This window comes from Bariatricus massiliensis (genome assembly GCF_900086725.1).
Classification (GTDB): domain Bacteria; phylum Bacillota; class Clostridia; order Lachnospirales; family Lachnospiraceae; genus Allocoprococcus; species Allocoprococcus massiliensis.
This window is the reverse complement of sequence record NZ_LT574836.1, coordinates 380236-407199: the sequence shown is the minus strand read 5'-3', so window position 1 is coordinate 407199 and position 26964 is coordinate 380236. Positions and strand designations below refer to the sequence as shown.

Below are 26964 nucleotides of genomic sequence, written 5' to 3'. Positions count from 1 at the left end.
TGGTAAGTCATGGATATGTCCCTGAGGCAGATCTCCAAGGTTACCCCGCTGCTTCTTCCACAATGAGGGGTACCGTACTTCCAGCTACCACATCAATGAGTCCACGATCTGTAAGCTTCAACGCCGGGCTTACCGGAAGTCCTAATGTACAGAGCGACATAATAGGATTATAGTGCTTATATCCCAAATCTTCCAGCCCCTTTCTTACCTGCCCCAGTTTCTCACCGATTTCATCGGCAGGAAGCTCTGACAATATGCCGCAGACAGGAAGAGGCAGCTCGGCTGAAACCCTGCCGTCGAGCACGGTGCATATTCCACCCTGCATTTGCAGAATACGTTCTGCCGCGATCCGCATATCCTGCCGGTTTTCACCGAGAACCAGCAGGTTGTGATGATCGTGGAAATAGGTGGTCGCTGCCGCTCCCCGTTTTATGCAGTCCCCCGTCACAAATCCGTATCCTATATTACCGTTCTTCCCGTGGCGTTCCAGCACCGCAGCCAGCATGCAGCCACTGTCCTCCCATCTGAGCCTGCCGTCCTTTACTTCCATACGGACCAGCTTTTCCTTTGTCTGTGTACACCCATCACTGACTTCGATGACCCGCACCATGACCTGCCCACACTCTGTTTCAATGTGTGGCTCCAAATCGGCCAAGCTGGTTTGCCGTATCTTCACACTGTGGTAGAACTCATTTGGAAATTCATACAATTTTTTTCTAGGCTCACATACTCCTTTCCGGTAGACTTCCCTGCCGTCCTTGAATACGGCTGCCGGCTCAAACTGTTCGAACTCTTCCGCTTTAAGAAGTTGAAAGTCCGCTTTCCTTCCCGGAGCCAGCGCTCCTCTGTCCTTTAAATTCATTCTCACTGCCGGAGTATAGGTGGCGCAGTAGACCGCCTCCTCGGCCGGGAATCCCAAAGAAGCCGCTTTTCTTACAATATGATTCAGCTGTCCCTTTTCTTTTAGCTCATCGGCCATCGTGTCGTCCGTCACAAAACAGCAATGTTCGTACAATCGGTTTTCTACAATATATTTTATAATCTCGGGCTTCAGCATCTTCTCCTGCAGTTCCACGAACATCCCACTTGCAAACCGCTCTTTGATTTCCTGAAGGGTATGCTCTGTGTGGTCTGCGTCAATGCCCCTGTAAAGGAATTTAGCGAGCTCCAGCCCTTTCAGTGTGGGACAATGCCCTTCCACCACGGCCTGCGGCTTTTCTTCCTGCAGGTAATCCAGAAAACGTGTGATTTCCAGTTCCTCTCCCTGAACGATTTTGCGGTAATTCATGACTTCCCCTACACAGACGACTCCATCCTCCTCCATCAGGCGCTTCATCTCCTCAAGGCCGATTCTGCCCCCTGTGGTCTCCAGCTCTTCATTTGTAGAGGGTACACTGCTGGGAATCCCATAGAAAATATCAATGGGGGAGTCCTTCGCCCCATTGATCATCTCATGAACCCCTTGAATCCCCATCACATTCGCAATCTCATGTGGTTCCGAGACAAGTGTCGTCACACCGCACTGCGCCGCCCGCTCCCCGAAAGAGACAGGCGTCATCATAGAACTCTCAATATGCATGTGTATATCGATAAACCCGGGAATCATACGGTAGCCCCTGCCATCGATAACCCGCTCAGCCTCCAAGGTTTCCTGCCCACAGTTTTCTCCGGCGATGCTTTCCATATGGACAAAATATATTTTGTCTTCCAGAATGTAGACATCGGCCGGAAGAAACTTTTTCAGATAGGCATTGAATATTTCTGTATCTTTAATCAGTAAGTCTACTTTTTCCATTTCACAGCTCCTTTTCTTATCAGAGGATGGAATAAAAATACAAAATGCACACAGCAACAAGAACCCACATTACCGGGCGGATTTCTTTCCCCTTCCCGGACGCCACTTTCATGACTGCGTAAGTCGGCAGTGCGGCGCAGATACCGTTCGCAATGTTATTCCCAAATATCGTGAAGGCGATACAGACATAGGCCGGAAACGCCTCCGTCGTTTCATCGAACTTGATATTTCTCATGGCCCCTAACATATTGATGCCGATATACATCAACACCGGTGCGGTAGCCGCAGAAGGTATCATCAGCGCTGCCGGCGCTAAGAACAGCGCGAGTCCAAATAGAATGGAAGTAAATACGACCGTAAGCCCGGTCTTTCCACCGGCTTCTACTCCCGCCGACGACTCCAGATAAGTTGTCATACTCGGCATTCCGAACAGTGCCCCAAAACTTGTCGCAAGCGCGTCCACTTTAAAGCATTTGTCTATCCCCGGAAGGTTTCCTTCTTCATCCAAATACCCGGCTTTCGCTCCCACTCCAAGAACCGTCCCGAATGTGGAGAAAAAATCCGGGACAAAAAGAGCGATTAAAAAGGGTATATAGGCGAAATCAAGTGCTCCCAGAAAATCAACTTTGAAAAACTGGCCGCCGATACCTGCCGGCATAGTGAAAAAGCTCTCCGGTATTTTAGTTACTCCGAAGGGAATCCCTATCACCGTAGTTATTATGATTGCCAGAATCATGTCTCCCGGAACCTTGCGCGTCTTTAAAATCAAAAGCACGACGAACCCGAGCACTGCCACTATGACGGTGGGGGAAGTCAGGTCGCCAAATCCCAGACTCTTTTTTGCCTCATTTGCAATAATCAGGCCGCAGCTTTTTGCCCCCAAAAGTGCGATGAACAGGCCAATCCCTGCGCTGACAGCATGTTTTAAGCTGACCGGGATTACTTTTACAACGGCTTCCCTGAGTCCCAAAAAGGATATCAGTATAAAAAGTACACCGCTCCAGAAAATAACGCCTGCCGTAATATTGGGCGCAATTCCGTCATTTGCCATCATCGCCGTAACGATTCCTACGCTCCCAAGTCCCGGGGCCAGCGCGAAGGGGCGGTTTGTGTAGAGCGCCATGGCACAGGTCGTCACGATAATTAGTAGTATCAAAACGGTAAACATTACATGTTTATCCAGCCCAGCAGATTCCAGCATATTAGGCACCGTCGCCAATACATATGCCATGGTCACAAACGTTGTAATACCTGCAAGTAATTCTGTTTTTACATTCGTGTGAAATTCCGATAAGCGGAACTGTCTTTCTATCCAGTTTTTCATAAAGCTGCACTCCTCTTTTTTCCTATGTATTTCTTGCTTCTTTCCGCTTTTCATTGTATGATAATCTCAATATAAAGTCTAATTCCTCTTGACTATGATATCCATTCCAAAAGAGAATATACCCCTTCCGGAACCACTTACTTGACTTAGTATGGATTATCGGAGACCGCCTGACAGGAGAACCCTTATGAATATACATGAATTGAACTATGTGCTATGCATCGCCAAACATCAAAATATCACCAAAGCAGCGCAGGAACTTTACATTTCCCAGCCCACACTCAGCAAGCATCTTAAAAAGCTGGAGCGTGATTTGGATATTAAGCTGTTCAACCGTATTGATAACTGTTATATTCCAACCCACGCGGGCCGGCGTTATATGAAGTATGCTTCTAAGGTTCTGGCACTTACAAAGGATTGGGAGAAAGAATTGTCGGATCTGGTGACATCTAACGCAGGTGAAATTAATATCGCCTTTCCGTTGATGAGGAGTTCCTGTATGATTCCTCAGATTTTCCCTGCTTTCCATAAGCTTCACCCCGGAATACAAGTGAATTTTTTTGAAGAGACTTACGGAATTCAAGAGCGTCTTCTTGAGGACACGAAGATAGATTTTGCCATATTCAGTGAATGCAGTCCCAATCCCAAATTAGAATACGAAACACTGGGGACTGAAGAAATTCTTCTGGCCGTCTCTCCATCCCACCCACTGTCTGCAGGATTTCCTGATCTGCACCATATTGAAGATTCTTATCCCCGCATTACATGGGATAAGTTAGAAGGGGAAAATCTAATACTCCATTTTCCCGAGCAGACGACCGGAGCGATTACCGAGCGTTTGCTGGCAAAGCATCACATCCACCCCCGCGTTCCTTTTTATACCCGCAATACGCAGGCGGCTCTCTTGCTTGTTCAAGAGAACCAAGGAATATGTTTCGCGCCTGAAACTTATATTCGCAGCATGACTTTTCAAAAGCCCCCCGTATGCTTCTCTCTGGGGGACGAAGAAGCCTTCACTGCCACGACGCTGGCATACCGTAAGGGCGCATATCTGAGCCCGTATTCCTTGGACTTCATTCAGATAGCGAAAAAATATTTTAACAATTATACAAATAATAATGTAGGAGGTACATGCAATGATTAGTAAAGAATTTCATGCGTCCAGACGGATGCGGTATGCAGAGCTGTTACAGGATAATTCTATGGGCTTTGTGTTTTCTGGAAAAGAAAAAAGCGACAAAGGGGATCAGGTATATCCTTTTACTCCCTACGCTAACTTCTATTATCTGACGGGCTTTACGCAGCATGAGGCCATTCTGATGATAACAAAGATGGGGGGCAAGGTTTCTGAGACGTTATTTATCGACCATCCTGATGAACGGTCAAAACGTTGGCTGGGAATCTTTTACACTGCCGAAAGCGTTCAGGAAGAGACAGGCATAGAAAATGTACAGTATCTGGAGAAGTTTGAAGGCTCCATTCCTCTGTTCAAAGGGCCGGACCGTATTGAACATGTCTATGTGGATCTGGCTTCCTGGGGCGTACCATTTTACCAGAGCCCTGCTCAGGAATTTGCGGCACGTATCCAGAAGAGCTACCCGGCGATTCATATGCACAATACCTTCCATAATCTGGCATTGATGAGGCAGGTAAAATCTGCCGAGGAGATTGCGCTCCACCGCAGGGCATGTGAGATTACGGAAGAGGGCGTTAAAAATATGCTGCGTCACATCAAACCTGATATGTATGAATATGAAGCGGAGGCGTATTTTGATTTTTCCTTAAAGATGAACAATGCCAAACACGCATTTGACACCATCGCCGCCTCTGAGATCAATGCATGCTCCATGCACTATTCTGCTAACGACAGAAAGATGGCCGACGGTGACATGATATTGTTTGATTTGGGCGCCGAATGGAAGTATTATGCGTCCGATGTCAGCAGGACTTATCCGGTCAACGGACATTTCACAGAACAGCAGAAAGCACTTTATAATGTTGTGCTCAAAGGATTAGATGCCGCCATTGAAGCGACAAAGCCGGGGCAGCCAAAAAATGAACTGGAACTGTTGAGCAAGAAGGTGATGGCCGAAGAGCTTATGAAACTTGGAATGATTGAAAAGCCTGAGGATATTATGAAATATTATTTCCACGGTTCTGGCCACTACATCGGTCTCTATACTCACGACGTCGGTGACGACAACGCTGTTCTGGAGGAAGATATGGTATTTACCTTAGAACCCGGATTGTATTTTGATGACTTAAAGATTGGAATTAGAATCGAAGATACTTTAGTTGTGACAAAGGACGGCTGTGAAGTATTGAGCGGCAATATTCCAAAAACCGTAGAGGATATCGAAGCGTTTATGCAAATGAATTAATCTTAGGGTTGGGCGCAAGCAAGACGGTAAGCCGGGTTATGTCGTTGAACGTTCATCTATCCAGACCTGCCGTCGCCGGCAGGTTCAAGCGACCTACCTAAAACGTGACGGGCCGCCACATCGTTTTCCTTCGGTCTTGCTTCGGATGGGGTTTACATATGCCCCGCACGTTACCGTGCAGGCGGTAGTCTCTTACACTGCCCTTCCACCCTTACCTGTACAGGCGGTTTATTTCTGTTGCACTAGCCTTGGAGTCGCCTCCACCGGACGTTATCCGGCATCCTGCCCTATGAAGCCCGGACTTTCCTCGCCTGCGGCCTTTCGGCACTTGCAGCCGCGAACGCTTGTCTTACTTGCTCAGAATACTTTAACACAAAACCTTCAACTTGTCAAAGGGGACAGGTCCCAACGCGTTGGGACCTGTCCCCTATATGTCTTCAATAAGTTGTCCGCTGTCCGCCGCCGTTGTGGCCAGTGTATCGCAGCGTTCGTTCTGTGGGTGTCCGTCATGGCCTTTGACCCAGATAAATGTCACTTTATGGGGCTCTTTAGCCTTTAATAATCGTTTCCACAAATCCACGTTTTTAACTGGTTCGTTCTTTCCACGCTTCCATCCCTTTTTCAGCCAGCCGTCAATCCAATGCTGATTAAATGCGTCTACTACGTATTTCGAATCGGAGTATAATTCAATCTCACATGGCCTGTTCAGAGCTTCAAGCCCGGCTATGACCGCCATGAGCTCCATCCGGTTATTGGTCGTCTTCACATATCCCTGTGAAAGCTCCTTTGTGTGAAGCTCTCCTCTGCCGTCCACATATTCCAATACTGTGCCATAGCCCCCCGGTCCGTCCGGATTCCCGCGGGCCGCGCCGTCTGTATATATCTTTACTTTCATAACTGTCTTACCTTCTCTGCCCTTTATAGTTCAAATATCTGTCCTTCCCTGTCAATCCGGATAACTTTATCCCGATAAGGTGCTGATTCTTCTTTCTCCATCAGCCAATCGTATACTTCATATTTATCCCACATATGCATGGGGAAAACATGCTGCGTCTCCGTGTGCCTCATAAACCAGTCCAGCCCCCAGAAGAACTGTTCCTCCTGTCTGGGATCCAGCACTACAAAGGCAGCGCTTATCTCTCTATCCTTCAACACCGCAACCTCATCCTGATAAGCCCGCTTCATCACGGCATTATATTTGTCACTCTCCTCTTCCCAATGCCACCAGTTCAAATCTCCGGCATGGTATATCGTCTCTCCTTCACACTCGATAAGAAACGCAGAGCCTTCATCCGTAGAGCGGAGCGTCTGTATACGAAACCCTTCCCCTTCGAAGCAATCCCTCTTTTTCATGAAAATGATGTCTCCAAGCTGCTCTTCCTTCGGCACGAGTCTTCGTATATCCTTCGCCATAATGTATTGTATATTATGGTACTTCTCACGAAGATTCCATATCTCTCTGGAATAATGATCCTGATGAAAATGACTTGCACAGACAATCAATTTCTTATTCGTGTCAAATTCCGGGATACTCCCCTTGAAATAATCAAACAAAAAAATGTGCTCCTCAAGCTCTACCGCAAACCCACTATGGTAAATATACGTTACTTTCATACTGTCCCTGTCCTGACTGTTCTTTTTATTCATTAATATCGTCGTGTTCGCCCAGCAGCACCTCTACCGTGTAAACAATCTCCGGCAATATGTACTCCAGACATTCTTTGATGACTTTAGGACTGCCGGGAAGATTCACAATCAAAGTATTCCTCCTGATTCCCGCAACCCCTCTGGTAAGCATGGCGCGTTTCCTTGTTCTGACCATATAAAGGCGCATAGCTTCCGCCATCCCCGGAATCTCCTTCTCTATAATCGCCTTCGTCGCCTCCGGCACCCAGTCGTTCTCACGGCATCCAATCCCCCCTATTGTCAGGACTAAATCCGCAATCCCTGCATCCGCCACTCTCGCTAAGATCTTTCGTATAACTTCTTTATCATTAGGAACGGGCTGTATAAGTTCTGTCCGAAAACTGACCTGCCCCATCATCCGCTTCACGACCGGAGATCCCACATCCTCTTTTAACTTCTGGTATATTAATGTATCCACTGGAATAATTGCTACTTTCATGGACCTGTCTCCTCTCTTTTGTGTTACTCAGTATAGCACATTCCAAATTATTTATGCAATACGGTTTGCCGTTTCCTTTACTTTTCTGTAGATTTCCCTTGTATCCTGCCCGGGAAATTCACCGTCCTCGTACAGTATTTTCCCTCCGACTACCGTCATCTTTACATTTTCCTTGCTACCGCTGTAGACCAAATTCTTAGTAATATCCGCAAGCGGCTGCATGTTAGGCCTGTCCAGATTAATCAACACCATATCCGCGGCCTTACCTTCCGCCAATATATCCGTGTCTCTGATTCCCATCGCATACGAGCCATTTATGGTAGCCATTTTAAGCACTTCTCTGGCGTCCACCGCTCTCGCGTCATGTCTTATCCCCTTCTGAAGCCCTGTCGCCAAAAACATCTCCCGAAACATGTCCAGACAATTATTGCTGGCCGGTCCGTCCGTCCCAAGCGCCACCGGTATCCCCATTTCCAGCATCCTCGCCACCGGGGCAATGCCGCTTCCCAGCTTCAAGTTGGACGCCGGATTGGTAATTACATACAATCCTCTTTCCTTCAGAATCTCATAATCCGATTCATCCGGATGAACCATGTGGAACACGCCCCCGCCGTTTTCAAACATGCCCAGCGAATCCAAATATGCAAGAGGTGACATCCCCGTCTTTTGCCGGCACTCTTCCACCTCCGCCTTTGTCTCCGCACAATGTGTGTACACCGGAGCGCTCCGTGCCCTCGCTGCCGCCGCTATCCGTCGGAGAAGCGGTTCACTTGTTGTGTACTCTGCATGAAAACCATACTGAAAACGCAGCAGTTCATCCCCCGCAAGACGTTCGAACATCCGGTTCATCTCCTGCTCCGACTCGCAGAAATCATTTGCCGCCCCACAAAAGACCACCCGGTATCCCACATCCCTTGCCGCCTTGATTACAGGTTCCCTATAAAAATACATGTCAAATACAGCCGTTGTCCCGCTGGTAAGATATTCCAAAAAAGCCAGACGGCTGCACCAGTAAACATCTTCATCATTCAGGCAGGCCTCCGCCGGAAATACTACCTCATTCAGCCATTCCGACAACTCCATGTCATCTGCCCTTGAGCGCAGGAAAGTCATGGGAGAATGAGTGTGCGAATTTTTAAATCCCGGCATAAGGAGGTTCCCCTCACAGTCAATCTCCCTATCCCATTCTTCCCTTCTACTACTCAAGCTGCCCTCACCGGACATATCTGAGACAGTTTGCGCCTTTTCGGAAGGGACCGGCTTCACACAGGTGATCCGGCTCCCTTCCACATGCACTTCCCCCGTAAACACGGGACGCGCTTCCTCCATTGTCAAAATTCTTGCATTATATAATCGGAGTCTCATGTATTTGCCCCCTATTTCCCCATACTAAGGATAGACTGCCTCACAAGCCTCTGGAATTCAGGCGCACGCTTTCTTCCCATGGCCTGCACCTCCTCGTGATTGAGCGGAGTCTTTTGAATCCCACAGCCCATATTGACTACACAGGAAATTCCACATGTCTTCATCCCCATATGTCTGGCCGCAATCCCTTCACACGCAGTACTCATGCCGACCGCGTCAGCCCCCAAAATCCCGGCCATCCTTACTTCAGCCGGCGATTCGAAGTTCGGTCCCGGGAATTGAATATAGACCCCTTCCTTCAAATTGATCTGCTCCGCCTTTGCAGTCTGTCTGATGATATCGCAGAGCTCCTTATTATAAATCTCGCTCATGTCAGGGAAACGAGCCCCCATCTCCTCCAAATTCGTTCCACGCAGAGGTGACGGAATAAACTGGGATATCTGATCTGTAATCAACATAAAATCACCGGCCGAAAATTCCAGATTAATTCCTCCCGCTGCGTTGGTCAAAAAGAGAATCTCTACTCCAAACAGCTTGAGAAGGCGAATTGGCCTTACCACCTCTTCCATAGAATACCCTTCGTAATAGTGAACTCTCCCTTTCATCAGGACGACCGGGACATCCTCAATCCAGCCAAAAATATATCTGCCATCGTGCCCGGCTACCGTTGACACCGGAAATCCCGGGATATCCTTATAAGGAATCTCGCATTCTACCTGTACACATTTCGCAAAATCTCCCAGACCGCTGCCCAGCACCAAACCTATTCTTGGAATAAAGTCCGTCTTTGTCCTGCAGTATTCGCAGCAACGCTTCAGCATTTCGTATTCTTTCTTCATCCTCTTCCTCCTGCCTTCCCGGCTCATTGACCGCCGTCCTACTTTTAATTATAAGTATATCTCTTTTTTTATCCAAGCGCTACGTCCAAAATCATCATTACCAAAAATCCTACCATAACCCCCACCGTTCCCTTGTCATTATCCTCCGACGCGGACGCGGGAATCAATTCCTTTGCCACCACATACATCATGGCTCCCGCGGCGAAAGAGAGAAGCCACGGCATATAGGGCTTGATGTTCTGCGCGAGCAGAACGGCTCCTATTCCGAACAAAGGCTCCACGATTCCCGACATGCTGCCGCAGACAAACGCCTTTTTCGCCGTAAACCCCTCCTGCTTCAAAGGCAGGGATATGGCCGCCCCTTCCGGGAAATTCTGGACCCCGATACCGATGGCCAGCGCCATAGCCGAGGCATACAGCATCGTATCATTCTGAAATTGAGCCGCCAGCGCAAATGCCAAACCTACCGCCATACCCTCTGGGATATTGTGAATCGTGACGGCGGTAATCAAAAGTGTCGTCTGTCTCGAGCCATTGTCCTGCGCATGCACATTCATTTTATATAGCATGGAAACCTTTTTATCCAGTACTATTAAGAAAACAACACCAATGATAAATCCACCGGAAGCAGCCGTCCAGCCCAGACCTCCCTGCCCTTTGGCGTCTTCAATGGCCGGAAGCAGCAGTGACCACACCGATGCGGCGATCATGACTCCGGCGGCAAATCCCATAAATACTCTCTGAAGGGTATCACTGATTTTACGGCGGAAGAAAAACACCGTAGCGGCGCCGAGCGTTGTCATAAGAAACGCAAACCCGGTACCGCACGATGCCCAAAATACTCCATTCATGACAGAAACCCCTTTTTTATTTATCTTATGTTCCTCCACCATATTATGTGCATAATATGAGCAAAAAATAAATTTATATTATAATACAGACTAATCCGCCGTTAGAGTCATTGACTATTTTCTGCATCGTATCCTGAAGCTTCACCTGACTCTCATCATTTATCATCGTGATTTTGTTTTTCATTCCATCCATCACCAGCTCTTCAATGGATTTACCAAAAATGTTGGTCCCCCAGACTCCTTCCGGTGAATCAGCAGCTTCTTTAATATACTTGATCAAGTCCTCCGCCTGCTGCTCGCTTCCTACAATCGGAGCAATCTCCGTCTCAATATTGGCCCTTATCATATGGATTGACGGTGCTTCAGAATGAATCTTCACACCATATTTGCTTCCCTGTTTGATAATTGCAGGTTCGTCCAGATGAATCTCTTCCCGCACAGGGCTGACCACTCCATACCCTTTCATCTTTACTGAATCAAACGCATCTTTCACTCCCTCATATTCATTTCGAAGCAGGGACAACTGCCTCAGTGTACTGATCAATTCGTATTCGCCGGAAATTTCCGTTCCAGTCAATTCACTCAAGACCTCATAATAGTAAGATTCGTCCACACGGATATCTACGCTGACGCAGCCAGTATCCATAGAAATATCGGCGACCTTCACATCGGTTATGTATGGACTTTCCGGTTTCTCATACCCCGTAGCCGCGTCCCGGATTTCCGTCGTATTCTCCAGCAGCTGTCTGACATATGTCAAAATATCGGCTTTGATTTTATGGTCTCTGGGCAGCATCTCCACCCATTTCGGGATAAAGAAACGAAGCTCCGATACCGGGAACGCAAAAAGTACCTGCTCCATAATCCGGTTGATATCTTCCTCCCGGAGCTGCTCACAATTCACAGGCATAGCAATCACACCATACTCCTGCTGGATAGAATCCGCCACCTGCTTTGCCTCATCGCTATAAGGTTTTTGTGTATTTACGAGAACGATAAAAGGTTTCCCGATACTTTTTAATTCCTGAATCGTCCGCTCCTCCGCGGCCTTATAGTTCTCTCTCGGCAGTTCTCCAAAACTTCCGTCCGTAGTAATTACAATTCCTATTGTAGAGTGGTCATGGATGACTTTCCTTGTCCCTATGGTGGCTGCCTTGGTAAACGGAATCTCATAATCAAACCATGGCGTTTTGACCTGCCGCTCCTCATCGTTTTCGATATGGCCCGCCGCGCCTTCCACCATATAGCCCACACAATCAATCAGGCGTACTTTTACGTTCACATCGTCCGCAAGCTTTATCTCCGCGGCTTCCTTAGGCACAAACTTAGGCTCCGTCGTCATAATCGTCTTCCCGGACGCAGACTGTGGCAGTTCGTCCTGCGTGCGTGCTTTTGCATGCTCGTCTTTCATCTTTGGAAGGACCAGTACATCCATGAAACGTTTGATAAATGTAGATTTACCTGTTCGCACCGGCCCGACAATCCCAATGTAGATTTCTCCGTTCGTTCTCGTTTTCATGTCGTTGTATAAGTGAAATGTATTCATAAGATATCCCCCTTTGACTGCTGATACAGTCTATGTCCTCTTTTCGTGTTTTAGACCAACATATTAGTTTAGAAACACTGAACCTTCAGTTTAGTTTCACTTTCTTGTCAATCCCGCCGAAATATCGTAAAATATATTACAAAAGTAGGGAATAACAGCACAATTCCTGCAATACAAAAAACATTGAGGTGAAATTATGCACGTGGGCACAAAAGCTCAAAAAAAAGAAAAATCCGCCATGTCAGTCTCCCTTTACGGAAATATGTTTTTCGTAATCATCGAACTTATCATGGCAATTTATACAAGCTCTCAGGCGGTACTTTTGGACGCGGTCTACGACGGCGTAGAATTTGTCATGCTGCTTCCTTCCATTTTCCTGATACCTCTCCTCTACAAACCATCCAATGAAAAGCACCCGTTCGGATATATGCAGATTGAGTCTATGTTCGTGGTAGTAAAAGGAACCACAATGGCCGCTGTAACTATCGGCCTGATTGTCAATAATATCGAAATTATGCTCCACGGCGGGCGCACCGTATCCTTCGGCACTATCGCATGGTTCGAGCTGATTGCATGTGTCATAGGGGTTTCGGTGTCCATCTACCTGAGACAAAAAAACAAAATTATGAACTCTCCTCTGGTGGAAATGGAAATGAACGGGTGGCGGATTGACAGCGTTGCCTCTATGGGGATGGCGCTGGCCTTCTTCGCGCCGGTTCTCCTCCCCTTCGGGCCCTTCGAAAGATTCATTCCTTATCTGGATCAGATCGTAACGATAGTCCTTTCTATTTTTATGATACCGACTCCTATAAAAGCCGTAATCACAGGACTACGGGATTTATTTCTAATTCCCCCGGAAGAGGAGACTGTTGAGGAAATCAAACAGACTGTAGGGCCCATATTGGAGGCATATGGCTATCAGAAACTCCATTACGATATTGTCCGTACCGGCCGTAAGCTTTGGATCAGTGTCTATATTACCTTTGATAAAGATGAGGTATCTTTACACCGATTCAAGATTGTACAAAACTTTTGTATTCAGGCGCTTGCGGCAGTCTATTCAGATTTTTATTTTGAACTTCTCCCGGAAATCGAATTTATTGATATGAAGCATACTAAAGCACAATAAGTGCGGCGTGGAAACGGTTGACATTCCTCTTTGAAAATAGTAAGATACTATGTACTTGAGGGGTGATATGAACAAATAAGGAGACTTTTATTGTGCATAACAGAAAATTTGACGAAGATTATTTTGATGATAATTTTGAGGTGACTTACTCAGAAGAACTACCTGAGATTTCTCTGGATTTTGATGAGGAAGAACCATACGAATCCCCACGCCGCAAACGACAAAAAGCTTCGCCCAAAGCGGTCCGCCGGGAACCTCCAAGGAACCCTGCCACAGATCGCCCTCCTGCGTCAGATCTGGCTTCCCCCTTGCGCGCTCCCATGCGCGCCGGAACCAAACTGGTAGAGAAGGTTGTTTCAGCCGTTCTGCGGATAGCTCCCGTCGTCATGAGTGCACTGATTATTCTGCTCACATTATTCGTCGTGTGGACAGAGCACGGCTCCTACGGGGAATTAAGCTCTATATCCGAGGAGCAGAACCTTACGCTTATCCTCTATCTTGCGGTTAGTGCGGTTGTTGTGCTCTGGGAACTGTGTTCCTTTTTCTTTATATTGGGAGGCATATGGTCTAAGACCGGAAGAGGAATCACATTTTTCATCCTGATATATGCCTGTTCCTATGCCGTCAGTCTTTTTTCCGGTCTTATACCGGAAGGTTTAGCTGTTCTGGACGGAATCAGAGGTGGTCTTATGATGTTCAGCTCTCTCTATCCTAGATTATTCACGCCTTGCCTTATAGGCATTATAACTTGCGTCTTCCAGAAAATATCTCAAAAATAGATTTAGGACAGCCGTAACGGCTGTCCTAAATCTATAATTATTTCAAACATTCTTTTTCAAATATGAGATCCATTCTGCGAAAATAACCCGATGTGTTCAAAGTCGTGGGCACCATCCCAACATACCGGTACCCCCGTCTGGCATATTCTTGAATGACGTCTCTGTGTTCCGTCATATTCCCGCCAAGCAGCAGCCTGCCCTCACCGTCATACTCTATATTTACAAACGCATATTTCCACTTCTGACGCGCCTCCATGCCTTCTGTCACAGCTTCGTCCAGCACCTCAATCCAAGATTGAAAAAATCGCTCTATAAAGGCAACCTTCTCCGCAATCTCCGTTTTTGTGAATCTGACATCTCCGGGTGACACCACCCACTTATCCTCCACGTCATTTTCTCTGTGAATAATCGCTATGACCGTACCGTCCACAGCCCCCACCGGCATATCCAATCCTAGGACATAGGCATCCTGTTCTTCACCGTCGCCTGCGGTTATTCCTTCAATATATCCATAATTCACAGGGTAAACCACATCTGGATACTCCGGATGCGCACTGCCCAAGGGCCTGTCCACCGTAACTGTGACTCTCTGTCCCAGCATGACCTTCCCACTCCTTCCTGACAAGCGATAAGGCGCAGGGAACACCCTGCGCCATCCATACCGTTACTCCGTCCAAGGCAGATCCGGATGTTCAATCCTTCCGTCTCTGAGCATCAGTTCCTTCACGGCATCCTCCGCCTTCTTATCCTCAAAAAGCACCTTGTTCACCTCATCCACTATCGGCATATAGACATCATATTTTGCCGCCAGCTTCTTAGCCGCCTTCGCGGAATAGACTCCTTCAACGACCATCTTAACCTCATCCATAGCTTCCTGCATTGTTTTTCCCTGTCCGATCAGAAAACCGGCTTTCCGGTTACGGCTGTGCACACTGGCGCAGGTAACAATCAAATCCCCGATTCCGGTCAGCCCGGTAAAGGACTCTATCTTACCGCCCATCTTCACGCCCAATCTGGATATCTCCGCAATACCGCGGGTAATCAGAGCCGCCTTTGTATTATCCCCATAGCCGAGACCGTCAGCGATTCCCGCCGCAAGCGCGATGACATTCTTCAATGAGCCGCCAAGCTCTATGCCAAGAATATCCGGACTCGTATATACCCGGAAGACTTCGTTCATAAATATCTTCTGAAGGTACTCTGCGGTGGCCCGCTTCTTCGCGCCGACAACAACCGTAGTGGGCAGGCCTCTTCCTACCTCCTCGGCATGGCTGGGGCCTGAAAGCACTGCCACATCCGCCTGCGGAATCTCCTCCTCTATCTGGTCTGAGAGAGGCATAAGCGTTGTCTCCTCGATTCCCTTTGCCACGTTGACCAGTAGCTGGCCTTCTTTTACAAAGGGGCTCATGCTACGGGCCGTGCTTCTTGTAAAGGGAGACGGTACCGCCAGAACGACCACATCCTTACCTTCTACTCCTTCTGCCAGTTCATTGGTAAAAACAATGCTTTCCGGAATCTTCACTCCCGGAAGCTTGCTTTCATGCTCCCGCTTTGACGCCAGCATCTCCACCTCTGCCTTATCGATCGACCAGACCGTAACCTCGTGGCCGTTTTTGTCAAGCAGCAGAGCAAGTGCGGTTCCCCAGCTTCCTGCACCCATTACTCCAATTTTTGCCATATCATTCTCCTTCTTTCTATACCGGATGTCCTCACAGCATCCTTATTTTTCTTTTTTCTTAGAACCGATTTTATTCTCCGTCCCTTCTCTGAGACGTTTGATATTCGCCCGGTGCTGAAAAAATGCCGAAGCCATAAACAGGACTCCGATTCCATACATTTCAAATAAATGCGCCTGACTCATGGCGAATTCGCCCAGCTGGCCCGCAATCACAAGTTCCACAACAAAAAGTACCGTCACTGTCAAAGACGCCAGCGAAACATAACGCGTCACGGCCACGATCACGACAAATACTATCAGGCACAGTGCGGCCATGCGCAAATCGGTGGCAAGAATCATGCCGCCTGTAGCCGCAATCCCTTTTCCACCCTTGAATCCAAGATAGAACGGGTAATTATGCCCTAAAACCGCGCCGAAGCCTGCATACAGTGACAGAAGCGGCAGAATAGCCGCATGGCTTCCCGCATAAATCCCTCTTACGACCAGCACGGCCGCGATACACTTAAAACAATCCCCCAAAAGCGTAATCGCCCCCGCCTTGACCCCCATGGTACGCAGCGCGTTCGTGGAACCTGCATTGCCGCTCCCATGTTTACGGATATCAATATTGTTCATTCTCCCATATATATAGCCTGTCTGGAATAATCCAAAGACATAGCCTATCACCAAACAGATAACTCGCTCCATGATTACCGGTCCTTCTCCTTTCTCTCTCTGATAAAGAATTTCAAAGAAGTTCCCTTAAAGCCAAATGCCTCTCTGATTTTATTTTCCAGATATCTGGTATAAGAAAAGTGCATCAGTTCCTTATCATTGACAAAAATGACAAATGTCGGCGGCTTTACCGCCACCTGCGTAATATAATAAAGTTTTAATCTCTTTCCCTTGTCTGACGGGGGCTGCTGCATGGCAACAGCCTCGGTCATTATCTCATTGAGGACACCGGTGGCCACACGCAGCGTCTGGTTCTGGATGACAACGTCTATCATATCGAACAGTTTGGGCAGCCTCTGTCCGGTCACAGCGGACACATACATAATCTCCGCGTACGGCATAAAAGATAGTATCAGCCTCACTTGATGTTCATACTCTTTGACTGTCTTGTCATTCTTTTCAATGGCGTCCCATTTGTTGACTACGATGATTACACCCTTGCCCCGCTCATGGGCAATCCCTGCGATCTTAGCATCCTGCTCGGTCACGCCCTCCTCGGCGTCAATCACTACAAGCACCACGTCTGCCCGTTCTACCGCGGTGACCGTACGGATGATGCTGTAACGCTCCAGTTCTTCTTTGATTTTATTCTTGCGCCGGAGTCCTGCTGTATCAATGAACACATACTCTTTGCCATTATGCACCACATTCGTGTCGATGGCGTCTCTGGTCGTCCCGGCAATGTCTGAGACGATTACACGGTCTTCTCCTATCAGTTTATTGATAATAGAAGACTTCCCGACATTCGGCTTACCCACAATGGCAATCCTCGGACGCTCATCCTCTTCTTCCTCTCCGTCTGCCTCCGGGAAAAATTCCACGACCTTGTCAAGCATATCGCCGATTCCTATCCGTTCCGCCGAAGAAATAGGTACCGGGTCACCGATACCAAGATTATAAAACTCATAGACATCGGGCATCAGTTTCTTAAAATTATCCACTTTGTTGACTACGAGGATGACCGGCTTCTGTGAACGTCTCAGCATGTCCGCCACCTTGGAATCCGAATCCACAAGGCCTTGTTTTACATCTGTCATAAACAAAATGACGTCCGCCGTGTCGATTGCGATCTGCGCCTGCTCACGCATCTGTGAGAGAATCACATCGTTGCTGTCCGGCTCAATACCGCCCGTGTCAATCAGGGTAAACTCTCTGTCAAGCCAGTTTACCTCTGCATATATCCGGTCTCGTGTAACTCCGGGTGTATCTTTTACAATTGAAATCTTTTCTCCTGCCAATGCGTTAAAAAGCGTTGATTTCCCTACATTGGGACGCCCAACGATGGCAACTACTGGTTTACTCATATTCTATCTCCTTCGCTGTTAAGCGGATATCGTCCATCCGTTCACCTAATACTGCTTCTATAAAATCCTGACCGCTTGATTTTACAATATCTATCTCCACTTGTAAAGTCCTAGTGACCTGCTCCACCGTTATATCATCCAAAAATACGTCCTCACCGCTGCGCAGCATATTTGCCGGCAGGAGCAGCCGTTCTCCTAATTCTTTTCCTTTCAGCTGCGCAGTCAAGTCCTGACCGGTAATCAGGCCGGATACGGTAATCTTCTCTCCAAAAAATTCATTGTCAATAGGATAAAGCTCTGTCTGAAGCTTTGGATATTTTCTTCCAATCTTATCCAGCATCTGCTTCAAATAAGGATAGGCAAGCTTTCCTGTAGCCAGAGATATGTGGCGAGTCCTGTCGTCCCCCTCCAGATGCGCGTACACTTCTTCAAATTCATCGAGAAGCAGGCGCAGCATCCCCACACCATTCTCCAACTGCAGATAACCGTCATAGCGCTCTTCCGGGGGCAGTTCCTCCTCCGCCAGAATGTACCATTCGTCCCCGGCCTGAATAAAGTGCATGCCATACTCCTCAAAAAACTTGTCCTGCCAGCTGTGGATGGTGCGCAGCACGCTCCGGGCATCCTCTTTCGTAAAGGATTCCAGCGGATACAATCCCTCCCGGAACTTTGTAAGTCCTACCGGAACGATGGACACGCTCTGCAGTACCGGAAGCCACCTGCTCATATCACGGATGCTCCGCTCCAGCTCCTCACCGTCATTGACGCCCTTGCACAGTACAATCTGCCCATTCATCGTAATCCCGGCTTCATAGAGCCTCTGTACCTTTTGAAGGGCCTCTCCCGCAAATCGATTGTGGAGCATCTTGCACCGCAGTTCAGGATTTGTCGTATGGATAGACACATTGATCGGCTCCAAATGGTATCTGATGATCCGGTCGATGTCGTGGTCGCTCATATTGGTAAGTGTCACATAATTGCCTTGCAGAAAAGAGAGGCGGGAATCATCATCCTTGAAGTACAGCGTCTCCCGCATTCCCTTTGGCATCTGATCGATAAAGCAGAACATGCACTTATTTCTGCAGGAGCGGTATTCATCCATCAGTCCCTGCTCAAATTCGATGCCCAAATCCTCCTCACAGTCCTTCTCGATCTCAAGCTCCCACTCTTCTCCGTCCACTTTTTCTATTAAAACTGTCAGTTCTTCATCATTTATATAATAGTGATAATCAAATACATCTTCTATCACTTCATCGTTAATCTGCAGCAGCTTGTCCCCGGGTTCGATTCCCAGCTCCCATGCAATACTGCCCTCTTCCACTGTGCTTATGATATGCTCGTGCTTCATGGCTTAAACTCCCTATCTTTTCTACTGTAAGGTTATCATACTAAATTTGAGTGGAAAATGCAATTTTTTACACGCTCTTTCTTGCCTTACGGGCGAAATAATGGTATAAAAGTAACAGAAGACAAGTTTCACTTGGGAGGCACACATGACAAATATAGAAATTATGGAGCAGGCTCTGCCTGTTGCACCGTTAAAAATTGCGGCTTTGGAAAGCTGCCGGAAATTGGGAGAAAAGGTAGATAACTACATCGTAAAATTCCGTCAGGAATCTTTAAATGATTTCCTTGATCCTGAGATTTATTCTTCTTACAAGGCAGACAGTTATCTGGCAAAGAGTTCCTGCCCCCGTTTTGGCTCGGGCGAAGCCAAGGGCATCTTTGGAGAAAGTATCCGTGGAAAAGATTTATTTATAATGGTAGATGTATGCAATTACAGCCTGACTTATAATGTAAACGGCCACTTGAACCACATGTCGCCGGACGACCACTATCAGGATTTGAAGCGTATTATTTCGGCTTCCACCGGGAAGGCCCACCGTCTCAATGTAATCATGCCCTTCTTATACGAAGGCCGTCAGCATAAGCGTACCAAGAGGGAATCCCTTGACTGCGCACTGGCCCTTGAAGAGCTGGTGGAGATGGGCGTGTCCAACATCATTACCTTTGACGCCCATGACCCACGGGTACAGAATGCCATCCCGCTGAAAGGATTTGACAACTTTAACCCGCCCTATCAGTTCATGAAAGCCCTGCTACGGGCAGAGCCGGACTTACTGGTGGACAAAGACCATCTGATGATTGTAAGCCCCGATGAGGGCGCTATGCAGCGGGCTGTTTATTTTTCCAATGTCCTCGGCGTCGATATGGGCATGTTCTACAAGCGCCGTGACTATTCTACTATCATCAACGGCAAAAACCCAATCGTAGCGCATGAGTTCCTTGGTGATGATGTTAAGGGGAAGACCGTAATTATCGTGGACGATATGATTTCTTCCGGCGAAAGTATGCTGGATGTTACCAAGCAGTTAAAAGACCGCGGCGCCTCACAGGTGTTTGTTTGTACCACTTTCGGACTTTTTACAGACGGTTTTGCGAAGTTTGACGAATACTATGAAAAGGGATATCTGGACAGGCTGATTACCACCAATCTGACTTATCTCCCGCCGGAATTGTATGACAAACCGTATTTTGTCAAGGCCGACATGAGCAAATTCCTCGCACTAATCATTGATTCCTTAAATCATGATATGTCAATCAGCGCCGTACTGAATCCTACGGACAAGATTCATGAGCTTCTGGCAAAGCGTCAGAACCGCAGATAAAGTTTCCTATGTTATAAAACACCGGGACCGTCCGGCGGCATTCAATTTGCCGTTCGGTTGTCCCGGTGTTTTTTCTCTTAACATGCCCATCTCAATCGTTACACTGCCTTCACGGTGGCTGCCAGCTGTCGGTGCAGTGCATCGCTTACTTCAGCTTTCATCTGATGTCCAAACCAAATTTCATGGGAACCGATTGCCTGATCTATCAGCATCCGCAGTCCCGTGACCACTTGGAGCCCTTCCTCTTTGGCCAGCCTTAAGAACTCTGTCTCAAGTGGATTATACACGATGTCGGCAGCCACCCGGAACCTCCGCAGCACTTCCTTCCCAACTGCGCTCACCCCCACCTTGGGGTACATGCCCACAGGTGTTGTATTGATAATAATATCGCCACGGTCAATCGCGTCGTAGGTTACCGTTTCTATAAAAGGAAACTGTGTCCTAAGTTCATCCAATGCATCTTTTCTTCTTCCTGCCACTGTAATCTTGGCCGCTCCGGCATGATGTACCGCCACGGCTGCCGCTCTCGCCGCCCCGCCGTTTCCTAATATCAGCACACGTTTCCCCTTCAAAGAAATTCTGCTCTGCCGGAACATTCTCAATATTCCAATATAGTCCGTATTATAGCCGTATGTCCGTCCATCCTTCAAGCAAATGGTATTCAGCGCTCCAATCTCCTTTGCCGGAGGGCTGACCTCATCCACATATTCCATCATAGTTTCCTTATATGGAATCGTCACATTTAACCCCCGGATATTCAGCATCTTCATAAGCTCCGGAACCTTCGGTATATTCTCCTTCTCCATTTCCAGCACATGATAGCTGCATGGAAGCCGCTCTTCTTTCATCAGATACCGGTGAATGTCGGGCGACAATGAATGAGAAAGCTGTTCTCCAAGCACACCGATATGAATCATTCTTACACCTCCCGGTCTTCATCAAAGAAATCAAGCTCTGCCGGGTAAGCATAGGAAGTTCCTATTTCACGCAGAAGCACCAATTTGAGCTTACTGTCCAGATTCTTTTTATCCAGTTTCATAGCCGCCGTTAATTCACCAAGCAAAAGGCCTGACGTTTTCGGAAGTCCATAATTTTCCAGAACCTTTCCAATCCTTGCAGCCGAACCTTTTTGGGTGAGCCCCTTTTCTTCTGCTATCTTCGATATCTGATACATCCCTACTGCCACAGCCTCCCCATGGCTTTCCCGCTCATAATGGCAGTATTGCTCGATGGCATGCGCCAGCGTATGACCAAAGTTCAAAAGCAGACGCTCCCCTGTGTCAAACTCATCTTCCTCTACGACTCTTCTTTTACAATCCACACAGGCCGCTATCACTTCGGTCAGCTCAGGTTTCAGTTTTTCAAAAGAACCACAGGATTCCAGCTTTTCGAACAATGCTTCGTCCTTAATGCAGCCGTATTTAATGACCTCCCCCATCCCGTCCGTCACGTAGCGTGCCGGCAGCGTGTCCAGCACATCCGGGTCGATCAAAACCAGCTTCGGCTGATAAAAAGCCCCTACCAGATTCTTCCCCTGAGGCAGGTCTACTGCCACCTTGCCGCCCACAGAAGAATCAACCTGTGCCAGAAGTGACGTGGGTATCTGAACAAATTTTATACCGCGCAGAAATGTAGCCGCCACAAATCCCGCCAAATCTCCCACGACGCCTCCGCCTAATGCGATAATCAAATCTGTCCGCGATATCTGTGCTTTTAAAAGCGAGTCATATAACTCGGGAAGTATAGCAAAGCTCTTCGATGACTCCCCGTGAGGTATCACAGTTTCATGGCATTCATAAATGTTTGAAAGCTGGCTTTTGAGTTTCTCTCCATAGAGTGCATATACATTATCATCCGAGATAATCATCACTTTCTTACCGTGGCAGATTTCTTTGATATACGCACCGGCACGGGAAAGAATCCCTTTTTCTATATAAATTGGATAACTTTTTTCTTTCAGGTCCACCGTCATCTTCATACTGTTTCCTCCTAAACTGTCTTACCTACCACCTTGGCAATCTGGGTAATCTCAGTCAACAGCTTATCGTATTTTTCTGGTTTCAAGGACTGTCCGCCGTCACAGAGCGCCGCTTCCGGATTGTTGTGCACTTCTATCATAAGTCCGTCCGCCCCTGCTGCAATGGAAGCCTTCGCCATCGGCTCGACAAGCCACCATTTACCGCCCGCGTGGCTTGGATCCACAATAATAGGCAGATGGCTCTTCTTTTTAATGACCGGAATCGCCTGCAGGTCAAGTGTATTTCTCGTATAAGACTCGAAAGTTCTCACTCCACGCTCACACAATATGACATTAGGGTTACCAGAAGCCATAATATATTCTGCTGACATAATCCACTCTTCATAGGTGGCATTTAATCCCCTTTTTAAAAGAATCGGCCGCTTAGTGTTCCCCAATTGCTTCAGCAAATCAAAATTCTGCATATTCCTTGCGCCAATTTGAATCAAATCTACCTTCTCGTCAAACACATCCAGATATTCGGCAGACATCAGCTCTGTCACAATGGGAAGTCCGGTTTCCTCCTTTGCCCTTACAAGAATCTCAAGCCCTTCCAGACCCATTCCCTGAAATGCATAGGGGCTGGTACGAGGTTTGAACGCGCCTCCCCGGAGCATGTTGGCCCCCGATGCTTTCGCGGCCTTAGCAATCTCAATCACCTGCTCCTCTGACTCCACGGAACACGGCCCCGCTATCAGCGCCAGATGTTCCCCGCCAACCTTTACCCCCGATACATCCACAATCGTATCTTCCGGGTGGAATGCCCTGTTTGCCAGCTTATAGGACTCTTGTACATGCATGACTTTTTCCACACTTTTATCCACTTCAAAAACCCGTGAATCTACACGCATTGTATCTCCGATACATCCTATAATCGTCAAGTCCTCCCCATACACAGTATGGACGGAAAGCCCTTTGGCCCGGACCATATCCTCTACTCTTTTTACATTTTCCTCTGTTGTTCTTGGTTTTAATACTATAATCATACTTGTTTCTTCCTTTCCTATCCTATACTGGCCCGTGTCCGCCGTGCTCACCATTTCCAATCCGCCGTGCTCACCACCTCGAATCCGCTCCGCTTCTTCTCGGTCGTGGGGCTTCGCCCTATGCCAACCCTGTAAAGCCGGATAATGTGTGAACACATTTCCGTCTTTTCAGGGTTGGCGCACGGCTCAGTTCCTGCACGCAAAATACTCTCGTCACTGCTTGTGCAGAGGACGAGAGTTATATACTTCGTGGTTCCACCTCAATTCGTAAATACTTCACAGTATTTACCTCATTAGGTACGCCGCAGGGCGGTTATACCTTTGCAGATAACGGCTGCTGCCGGAAATGCCTACTAATCTGTATGATATTCAGCACTCTACTCCAAGAGGAATTCAATATAACTCTATGTATCCTTATTCCACCAGCCAAGGACTCTCTGTGACAATTCATTATATTTACTATTTCTTTTCAACGTATTTCCATAGTAGAATATTCAATTTTTAAAATCTATAAATTACAATACACCTATCCATAGTATTTGTCAATCATTTTTCGTACGGTAACGTGAGAAATTTTCCTATCGCTTAAAATACTTCTCTTTTATGATGTCCACGGGCATTTCTCTGCCGGTCCACAGCTCAAATGACGCAGCTCCTTGATACAGGAGCATATTCAGCCCATTGGAGGCTGGACAACCGGCTGCCTTTGCCTTTTTAAGAAGTAGTGTCTCCTCTGGATTGTAAATAACATCAAACACGATTAAATCTTTTCGGAAGACGCTGTCGTCGGTGATAATGCACCGCTCTGTATTTGGCGCCATTCCTACAGAAGTGCCGTTGACTAGGATAGCGCTCCCTGCGATTTCTCTTTTCAAGACTTCGCTGTCGGAAAAATCAAAAATACGGATATTGCAGTCTGTCTTTTCTTTTAATTTCTCAATAATATCCTCCGCGCGCTTAAAAAATTCGTCACGGATATTGAATACAGATATTTCTGCCACGCCGTCCAGCGCCGCCTGTATCAAGATGGCCGCAGCCGCCCCTCCTGCTCCCAAAAGAGTCATCTTCTTCCCGATAATATCATGTCCATCCTCTTTTACAGAGCGCATAAAGCCGATGCCGTCCGTGGTATACCCTGTCAATTTCCCGTTATCGTTGACGATTGTATTCACTGCGCCGCCGATGGCTGACGCCGGTGACAATTCGTCCGCTAGAGAACACATCAAATTTTTATCCGGCATCGTTAAGTTGAAGCCTCTGACTCCCAGCGCCTTCAAGCCTTCCACCGCTGTCTCAAGTTTATCTGTCCCCACGTTAAATGCCAGATATGCATAATCCAGCTCCAGCTGCCGAAAGGCCTCATTGTGCATCATTGGTGATATGCTGTGCTCCACCGGGCTTCCCAGCAATCCGGTCAGTACCGTGTGTCCTGTAATCTCATATGCCATACTAATATCCTCCTGTCCCTCAGTTTCACACTGTGAAGTGCTGTACTGTCTACTATCATATCACAAATTCAGCGATTGGCAAGAAATATTTGACATTTTTAGGGGAAAATTATGGACAAGTATACCTCGGCAGCCCCTTGCTGTGCTTTCCATATTCAATAGCTTCTTTCGGGCACCGGCAGATACATGCCATGCAGTGCGTACACTGGTTTCCCCATACCGGCTTCCCCTGCTCAAGATGAATGTTTCCCAAAGGACACATTTTCTCACATTTCCCACAGGAAACACACGCGTCTGTGGTATAAAATTTTCTTGCGTGGACAAGTAACGGATAGTATATGCTGTTGACTATACCGCTCGATAATTTATCCTTCCACGTAATGGAAAGTTCGGAAAACGAAGTTCCATTTTTAATAGTTAACGATATATTTTTTATGGTTTTTTCGGCTTCTTCTACAATCTTCAGTGCCTCTTCCCGCTCTGGAGTTTGGAACATTGCAATATAATTTTCCGGCATAACGACAGGCGCGCACCCCAAATAATGAAGTCCCTTAGAGAGAGACAGTTTCTTTACATAAGCGTCCGCGTTTCCGATTCCGCCCCCGCAGGTCATGACAAAATAGATGTCCCTGTTCCCCTTAAGCTCCGTACGGGACAGCCAGTCATACAAAAGTCTGGGAATCTGCCATGCATAGGTCGGTGATACAATGACCCACGGTCTGTCAGAATGAGATATTGAATAATCATGGCCGCGGATTTTGTCAAAAAGATTTAGCATATCATCTCCCAATTCTTCGGCAATTTTTTTTGCCACATATTCACTGTTTCCTGTTCCAGAAAAATATAAAATCATAAAACTTCCTCCTAATTGTGTGAAATACTTTCAAATATAAGATTGATCAAATCCACCATACTCTTCCACTGAGTTTTATCTAAACTCACGTAATAATAATTTTTCGTACCTTCTTTCCGCATATTGACGATACCCGCTCCTTTTAGTATCTGCAGATGGTGGGAAACGGAGGGCCTTGTCAAATGAGTCTTTCTTGCGATCTCTCCTACACGGATGCCCGACAAATCACCTTCCAGAAGAACGAGCAGAATCAACTGCCTCGTCTCATCCCCGATAGCAGTGAAAGCATCTCTACATTCCTCAAACCCTTCCCTGATTTTATTTAGTCGTACCTCACATTCTTTTTCCATATTCCCATCTCCTACATATAGATACAGTCCAGTTTTTCCCGCTGTGCTGAGCGTCGAAATTTGACTTTTGGATATCCCAGCACTAGAACAGCCGCCACCTTTTTGCCCCTCGGGATTTTTAGTGCTTTTTTTATTTTAAATGAAATATTCGCGCAAGTGGTAAAAAAACCGCTGAACAACACGCCCAGTCCATTTGCTTCTGCCACAAATTCCATATTTTGAGCAGCAAGAATACCATTTGTCTTATTTTTTGCAGCAATCACGATAACTATCGGAGCCTTAAAAAAGAAAAAATGATTGTCTATTTTCGTTCTTCTGGCCATAGGACTGAATAAGTCTACAAAAGGCTTGATTTTCCGGAACAGACCGACAGCCATTTTCTCTAAGAGTTCTTTCTTTTGATCCAGCACTACAAAAGATACATCCTGCAAATTTTTTGCGGTGTGCGTCAGCCTCCCAGCCTCAAGAATCTGCCCTAGCACTTCCTCTGGTATTTTTTTCTCTTGGAACTGCCGTACTGTTCTACGGAAACGGATGACATCCAATACCTCCTCTGCGTTTAAACGTACATTTTCTGTATTGGTATGCGGTTCTGTTTCGTAGCCGCTTATTGTGACTGCTGCCTTAGGGCAGACTGCTGAACACTGCCCGCACATGAGGCAGTCATTTCCTAGCACCCTTGCTTTACCATTCTTTAATTCAATATTATGTGCAGCACATGTCTTTGCACACAGACTACACCCTATACATTTTTCGAGATTAATTGTTATTTCATGTTTTGCCATAACAGATTCCCTTTCGTTAATGTTTG

Annotated in this window: 26 protein-coding genes, 1 other RNA gene and 1 other annotated feature; of the genes, 5 read left to right on the top strand and 22 right to left on the bottom strand. The window is 47.2% G+C overall.

The window, feature by feature from the left end; translation table 11 throughout:
• Nucleotides 1–40: 40 nt before the first annotated feature.
• A complete protein-coding gene (locus BN6465_RS03560) occupies nt 41–1795 on the bottom strand; it encodes an adenine deaminase C-terminal domain-containing protein (protein ID WP_066731764.1) in 1755 nt (584 codons plus the stop codon).
• Between the two features lie 19 nt (nt 1796–1814).
• On the bottom strand, nt 1815–3119 hold the full coding sequence (locus BN6465_RS03555; RefSeq protein WP_066732752.1) for an NCS2 family permease: 1305 nt from the start codon (nt 3117–3119) through the stop codon (nt 1815–1817).
• Nucleotides 3120–3306: 187 nt separating this feature from the next.
• Here BN6465_RS03555 and BN6465_RS03550 point away from each other — a divergent pair, with 187 nt between their 5' ends.
• Both BN6465_RS03550 and BN6465_RS03545 read left to right on the top strand, forming a co-directional pair.
• Complete coding sequence (locus BN6465_RS03550; protein WP_066731762.1) at nt 3307–4263, top strand: LysR family transcriptional regulator; 957 nt, start codon at nt 3307–3309, stop codon at nt 4261–4263.
• Nucleotides 4256–5500 (top strand): aminopeptidase P family protein, encoded by a 1245-nt coding sequence (locus BN6465_RS03545; RefSeq protein ID WP_066731760.1) that lies wholly within the window; start codon nt 4256–4258, stop codon nt 5498–5500. Before BN6465_RS03550 ends, BN6465_RS03545 begins: the two co-directional genes overlap by 8 nt.
• An 11-nt stretch (nt 5501–5511) precedes the next feature.
• Here the strand turns inward: BN6465_RS03545 and rnpB are convergent.
• The 8 genes from rnpB to spoIVA all read right to left on the bottom strand — a co-directional run bounded on the left by rnpB (nt 5512) and on the right by spoIVA (nt 12226).
• Nucleotides 5512–5856: RNase P RNA component class A (rnpB, locus tag BN6465_RS03540), an RNA gene on the bottom strand.
• A gap of 71 nt (nt 5857–5927) precedes the next feature.
• Nucleotides 5928–6395: a ribonuclease HI gene (gene rnhA / locus BN6465_RS03535; RefSeq protein WP_066731758.1), complete on the bottom strand. Its 468-nt coding sequence runs from the start codon at nt 6393–6395 to the stop codon at nt 5928–5930.
• A 23-nt stretch (nt 6396–6418) separates the two neighbouring features.
• The gene (locus tag BN6465_RS03530; protein ID WP_066732750.1) at nt 6419–7114 is read right to left on the bottom strand and encodes an MBL fold metallo-hydrolase; all 696 of its coding nucleotides are present in this window, start codon (nt 7112–7114) and stop codon (nt 6419–6421) included.
• A 25-nt stretch (nt 7115–7139) separates the two neighbouring features.
• Nucleotides 7140–7625 carry a MogA/MoaB family molybdenum cofactor biosynthesis protein gene (locus BN6465_RS03525; protein WP_066731756.1) on the bottom strand — a complete coding sequence of 162 codons (486 nt, stop codon included), beginning with the start codon at nt 7623–7625 and terminating at the stop codon, nt 7140–7142.
• Nucleotides 7626–7676: 51 nt separating this feature from the next.
• A complete protein-coding gene (locus BN6465_RS03520; protein WP_066731754.1) occupies nt 7677–8990 on the bottom strand; it encodes an amidohydrolase in 1314 nt (437 codons plus the stop codon).
• Between the two features lie 11 nt (nt 8991–9001).
• Entirely contained in the window at nt 9002–9829 is an 828-nt protein-coding gene (locus BN6465_RS03515; protein WP_066731753.1) for a purine-nucleoside phosphorylase, read from the bottom strand.
• Nucleotides 9830–9897: 68 nt separating this feature from the next.
• Nucleotides 9898–10680, bottom strand: a complete 783-nt coding sequence (locus BN6465_RS03510) for a ZIP family metal transporter (protein ID WP_066731751.1) — start codon at nt 10678–10680, stop codon at nt 9898–9900.
• 73 nt (nt 10681–10753) lie between these two features.
• Nucleotides 10754–12226, bottom strand: coding sequence for a stage IV sporulation protein A (gene spoIVA, locus BN6465_RS03505; protein WP_066731749.1), 1473 nt, complete (start codon nt 12224–12226; stop codon nt 10754–10756).
• A gap of 196 nt (nt 12227–12422) precedes the next feature.
• Between spoIVA and BN6465_RS03500 the strand changes: the two genes are divergently transcribed.
• Nucleotides 12423–13355 carry a cation diffusion facilitator family transporter gene (locus tag BN6465_RS03500; protein ID WP_066731747.1) on the top strand — a complete coding sequence of 311 codons (933 nt, stop codon included), beginning with the start codon at nt 12423–12425 and terminating at the stop codon, nt 13353–13355.
• Between the two features lie 92 nt (nt 13356–13447).
• Nucleotides 13448–14134, top strand: a complete 687-nt coding sequence (locus BN6465_RS03495) for a hypothetical protein (protein ID WP_066731746.1) — start codon at nt 13448–13450, stop codon at nt 14132–14134.
• Nucleotides 14135–14171: 37 nt separating this feature from the next.
• Here the strand turns inward: BN6465_RS03495 and BN6465_RS21400 are convergent, their stop codons facing one another.
• The 5 genes from BN6465_RS21400 to BN6465_RS03470 all read right to left on the bottom strand — a co-directional run bounded on the left by BN6465_RS21400 (nt 14172) and on the right by BN6465_RS03470 (nt 19178).
• Nucleotides 14172–14735, bottom strand: a complete 564-nt coding sequence (locus tag BN6465_RS21400; protein ID WP_066731744.1) for a DUF4177 domain-containing protein — start codon at nt 14733–14735, stop codon at nt 14172–14174.
• Between the two features lie 63 nt (nt 14736–14798).
• Complete coding sequence (locus BN6465_RS03485; RefSeq protein ID WP_066731742.1) at nt 14799–15812, bottom strand: NAD(P)H-dependent glycerol-3-phosphate dehydrogenase; 1014 nt, start codon at nt 15810–15812, stop codon at nt 14799–14801.
• Nucleotides 15813–15854: 42 nt separating this feature from the next.
• Complete coding sequence (gene plsY, locus BN6465_RS03480) at nt 15855–16499, bottom strand: glycerol-3-phosphate 1-O-acyltransferase PlsY (RefSeq protein ID WP_066731741.1); 645 nt, start codon at nt 16497–16499, stop codon at nt 15855–15857.
• A gap of 2 nt (nt 16500–16501) precedes the next feature.
• Nucleotides 16502–17830 (bottom strand): ribosome biogenesis GTPase Der, encoded by a 1329-nt coding sequence (der, locus tag BN6465_RS03475; protein ID WP_066731739.1) that lies wholly within the window; start codon nt 17828–17830, stop codon nt 16502–16504.
• Nucleotides 17823–19178: a DUF512 domain-containing protein gene (locus tag BN6465_RS03470; protein ID WP_066731735.1), complete on the bottom strand. Its 1356-nt coding sequence runs from the start codon at nt 19176–19178 to the stop codon at nt 17823–17825. Before BN6465_RS03470 ends, der begins: the two co-directional genes overlap by 8 nt.
• A gap of 145 nt (nt 19179–19323) precedes the next feature.
• Here BN6465_RS03470 and BN6465_RS03465 point away from each other — a divergent pair, with 145 nt between their 5' ends.
• Nucleotides 19324–20499, top strand: coding sequence for a ribose-phosphate pyrophosphokinase (locus BN6465_RS03465; RefSeq protein WP_066731733.1), 1176 nt, complete (start codon nt 19324–19326; stop codon nt 20497–20499).
• 98 nt (nt 20500–20597) lie between these two features.
• Here BN6465_RS03465 and aroE read toward each other — a convergent pair whose 3' ends face one another.
• The 7 genes from aroE to BN6465_RS03430 form a co-directional block, all read right to left on the bottom strand.
• Entirely contained in the window at nt 20598–21416 is an 819-nt protein-coding gene (gene aroE, locus BN6465_RS03460; RefSeq protein ID WP_066731731.1) for a shikimate dehydrogenase, read from the bottom strand.
• A 2-nt stretch (nt 21417–21418) separates the two neighbouring features.
• Entirely contained in the window at nt 21419–22477 is a 1059-nt protein-coding gene (gene aroB, locus BN6465_RS03455) for a 3-dehydroquinate synthase (RefSeq protein WP_066731730.1), read from the bottom strand.
• Nucleotides 22478–22488: 11 nt separating this feature from the next.
• Nucleotides 22489–23502, bottom strand: coding sequence for a 3-deoxy-7-phosphoheptulonate synthase (gene aroF, locus BN6465_RS03450; RefSeq protein WP_066732748.1), 1014 nt, complete (start codon nt 23500–23502; stop codon nt 22489–22491).
• Between the two features lie 224 nt (nt 23503–23726).
• Nucleotides 23727–23984: a binding site (T-box leader), on the bottom strand.
• 96 nt (nt 23985–24080) lie between these two features.
• The gene (locus BN6465_RS03445) at nt 24081–24950 is read right to left on the bottom strand and encodes a shikimate dehydrogenase (RefSeq protein WP_066731728.1); all 870 of its coding nucleotides are present in this window, start codon (nt 24948–24950) and stop codon (nt 24081–24083) included.
• Nucleotides 24951–25059: 109 nt separating this feature from the next.
• Nucleotides 25060–25803 (bottom strand): EFR1 family ferrodoxin, encoded by a 744-nt coding sequence (locus BN6465_RS03440; protein ID WP_066731726.1) that lies wholly within the window; start codon nt 25801–25803, stop codon nt 25060–25062.
• Nucleotides 25804–25814: 11 nt separating this feature from the next.
• Nucleotides 25815–26153, bottom strand: coding sequence for an ArsR/SmtB family transcription factor (locus BN6465_RS03435; protein WP_066731724.1), 339 nt, complete (start codon nt 26151–26153; stop codon nt 25815–25817).
• An 11-nt stretch (nt 26154–26164) separates the two neighbouring features.
• Nucleotides 26165–26938 (bottom strand): nitroreductase family protein, encoded by a 774-nt coding sequence (locus tag BN6465_RS03430; protein WP_066731723.1) that lies wholly within the window; start codon nt 26936–26938, stop codon nt 26165–26167.
• Nucleotides 26939–26964 lie beyond the last annotated feature (26 nt).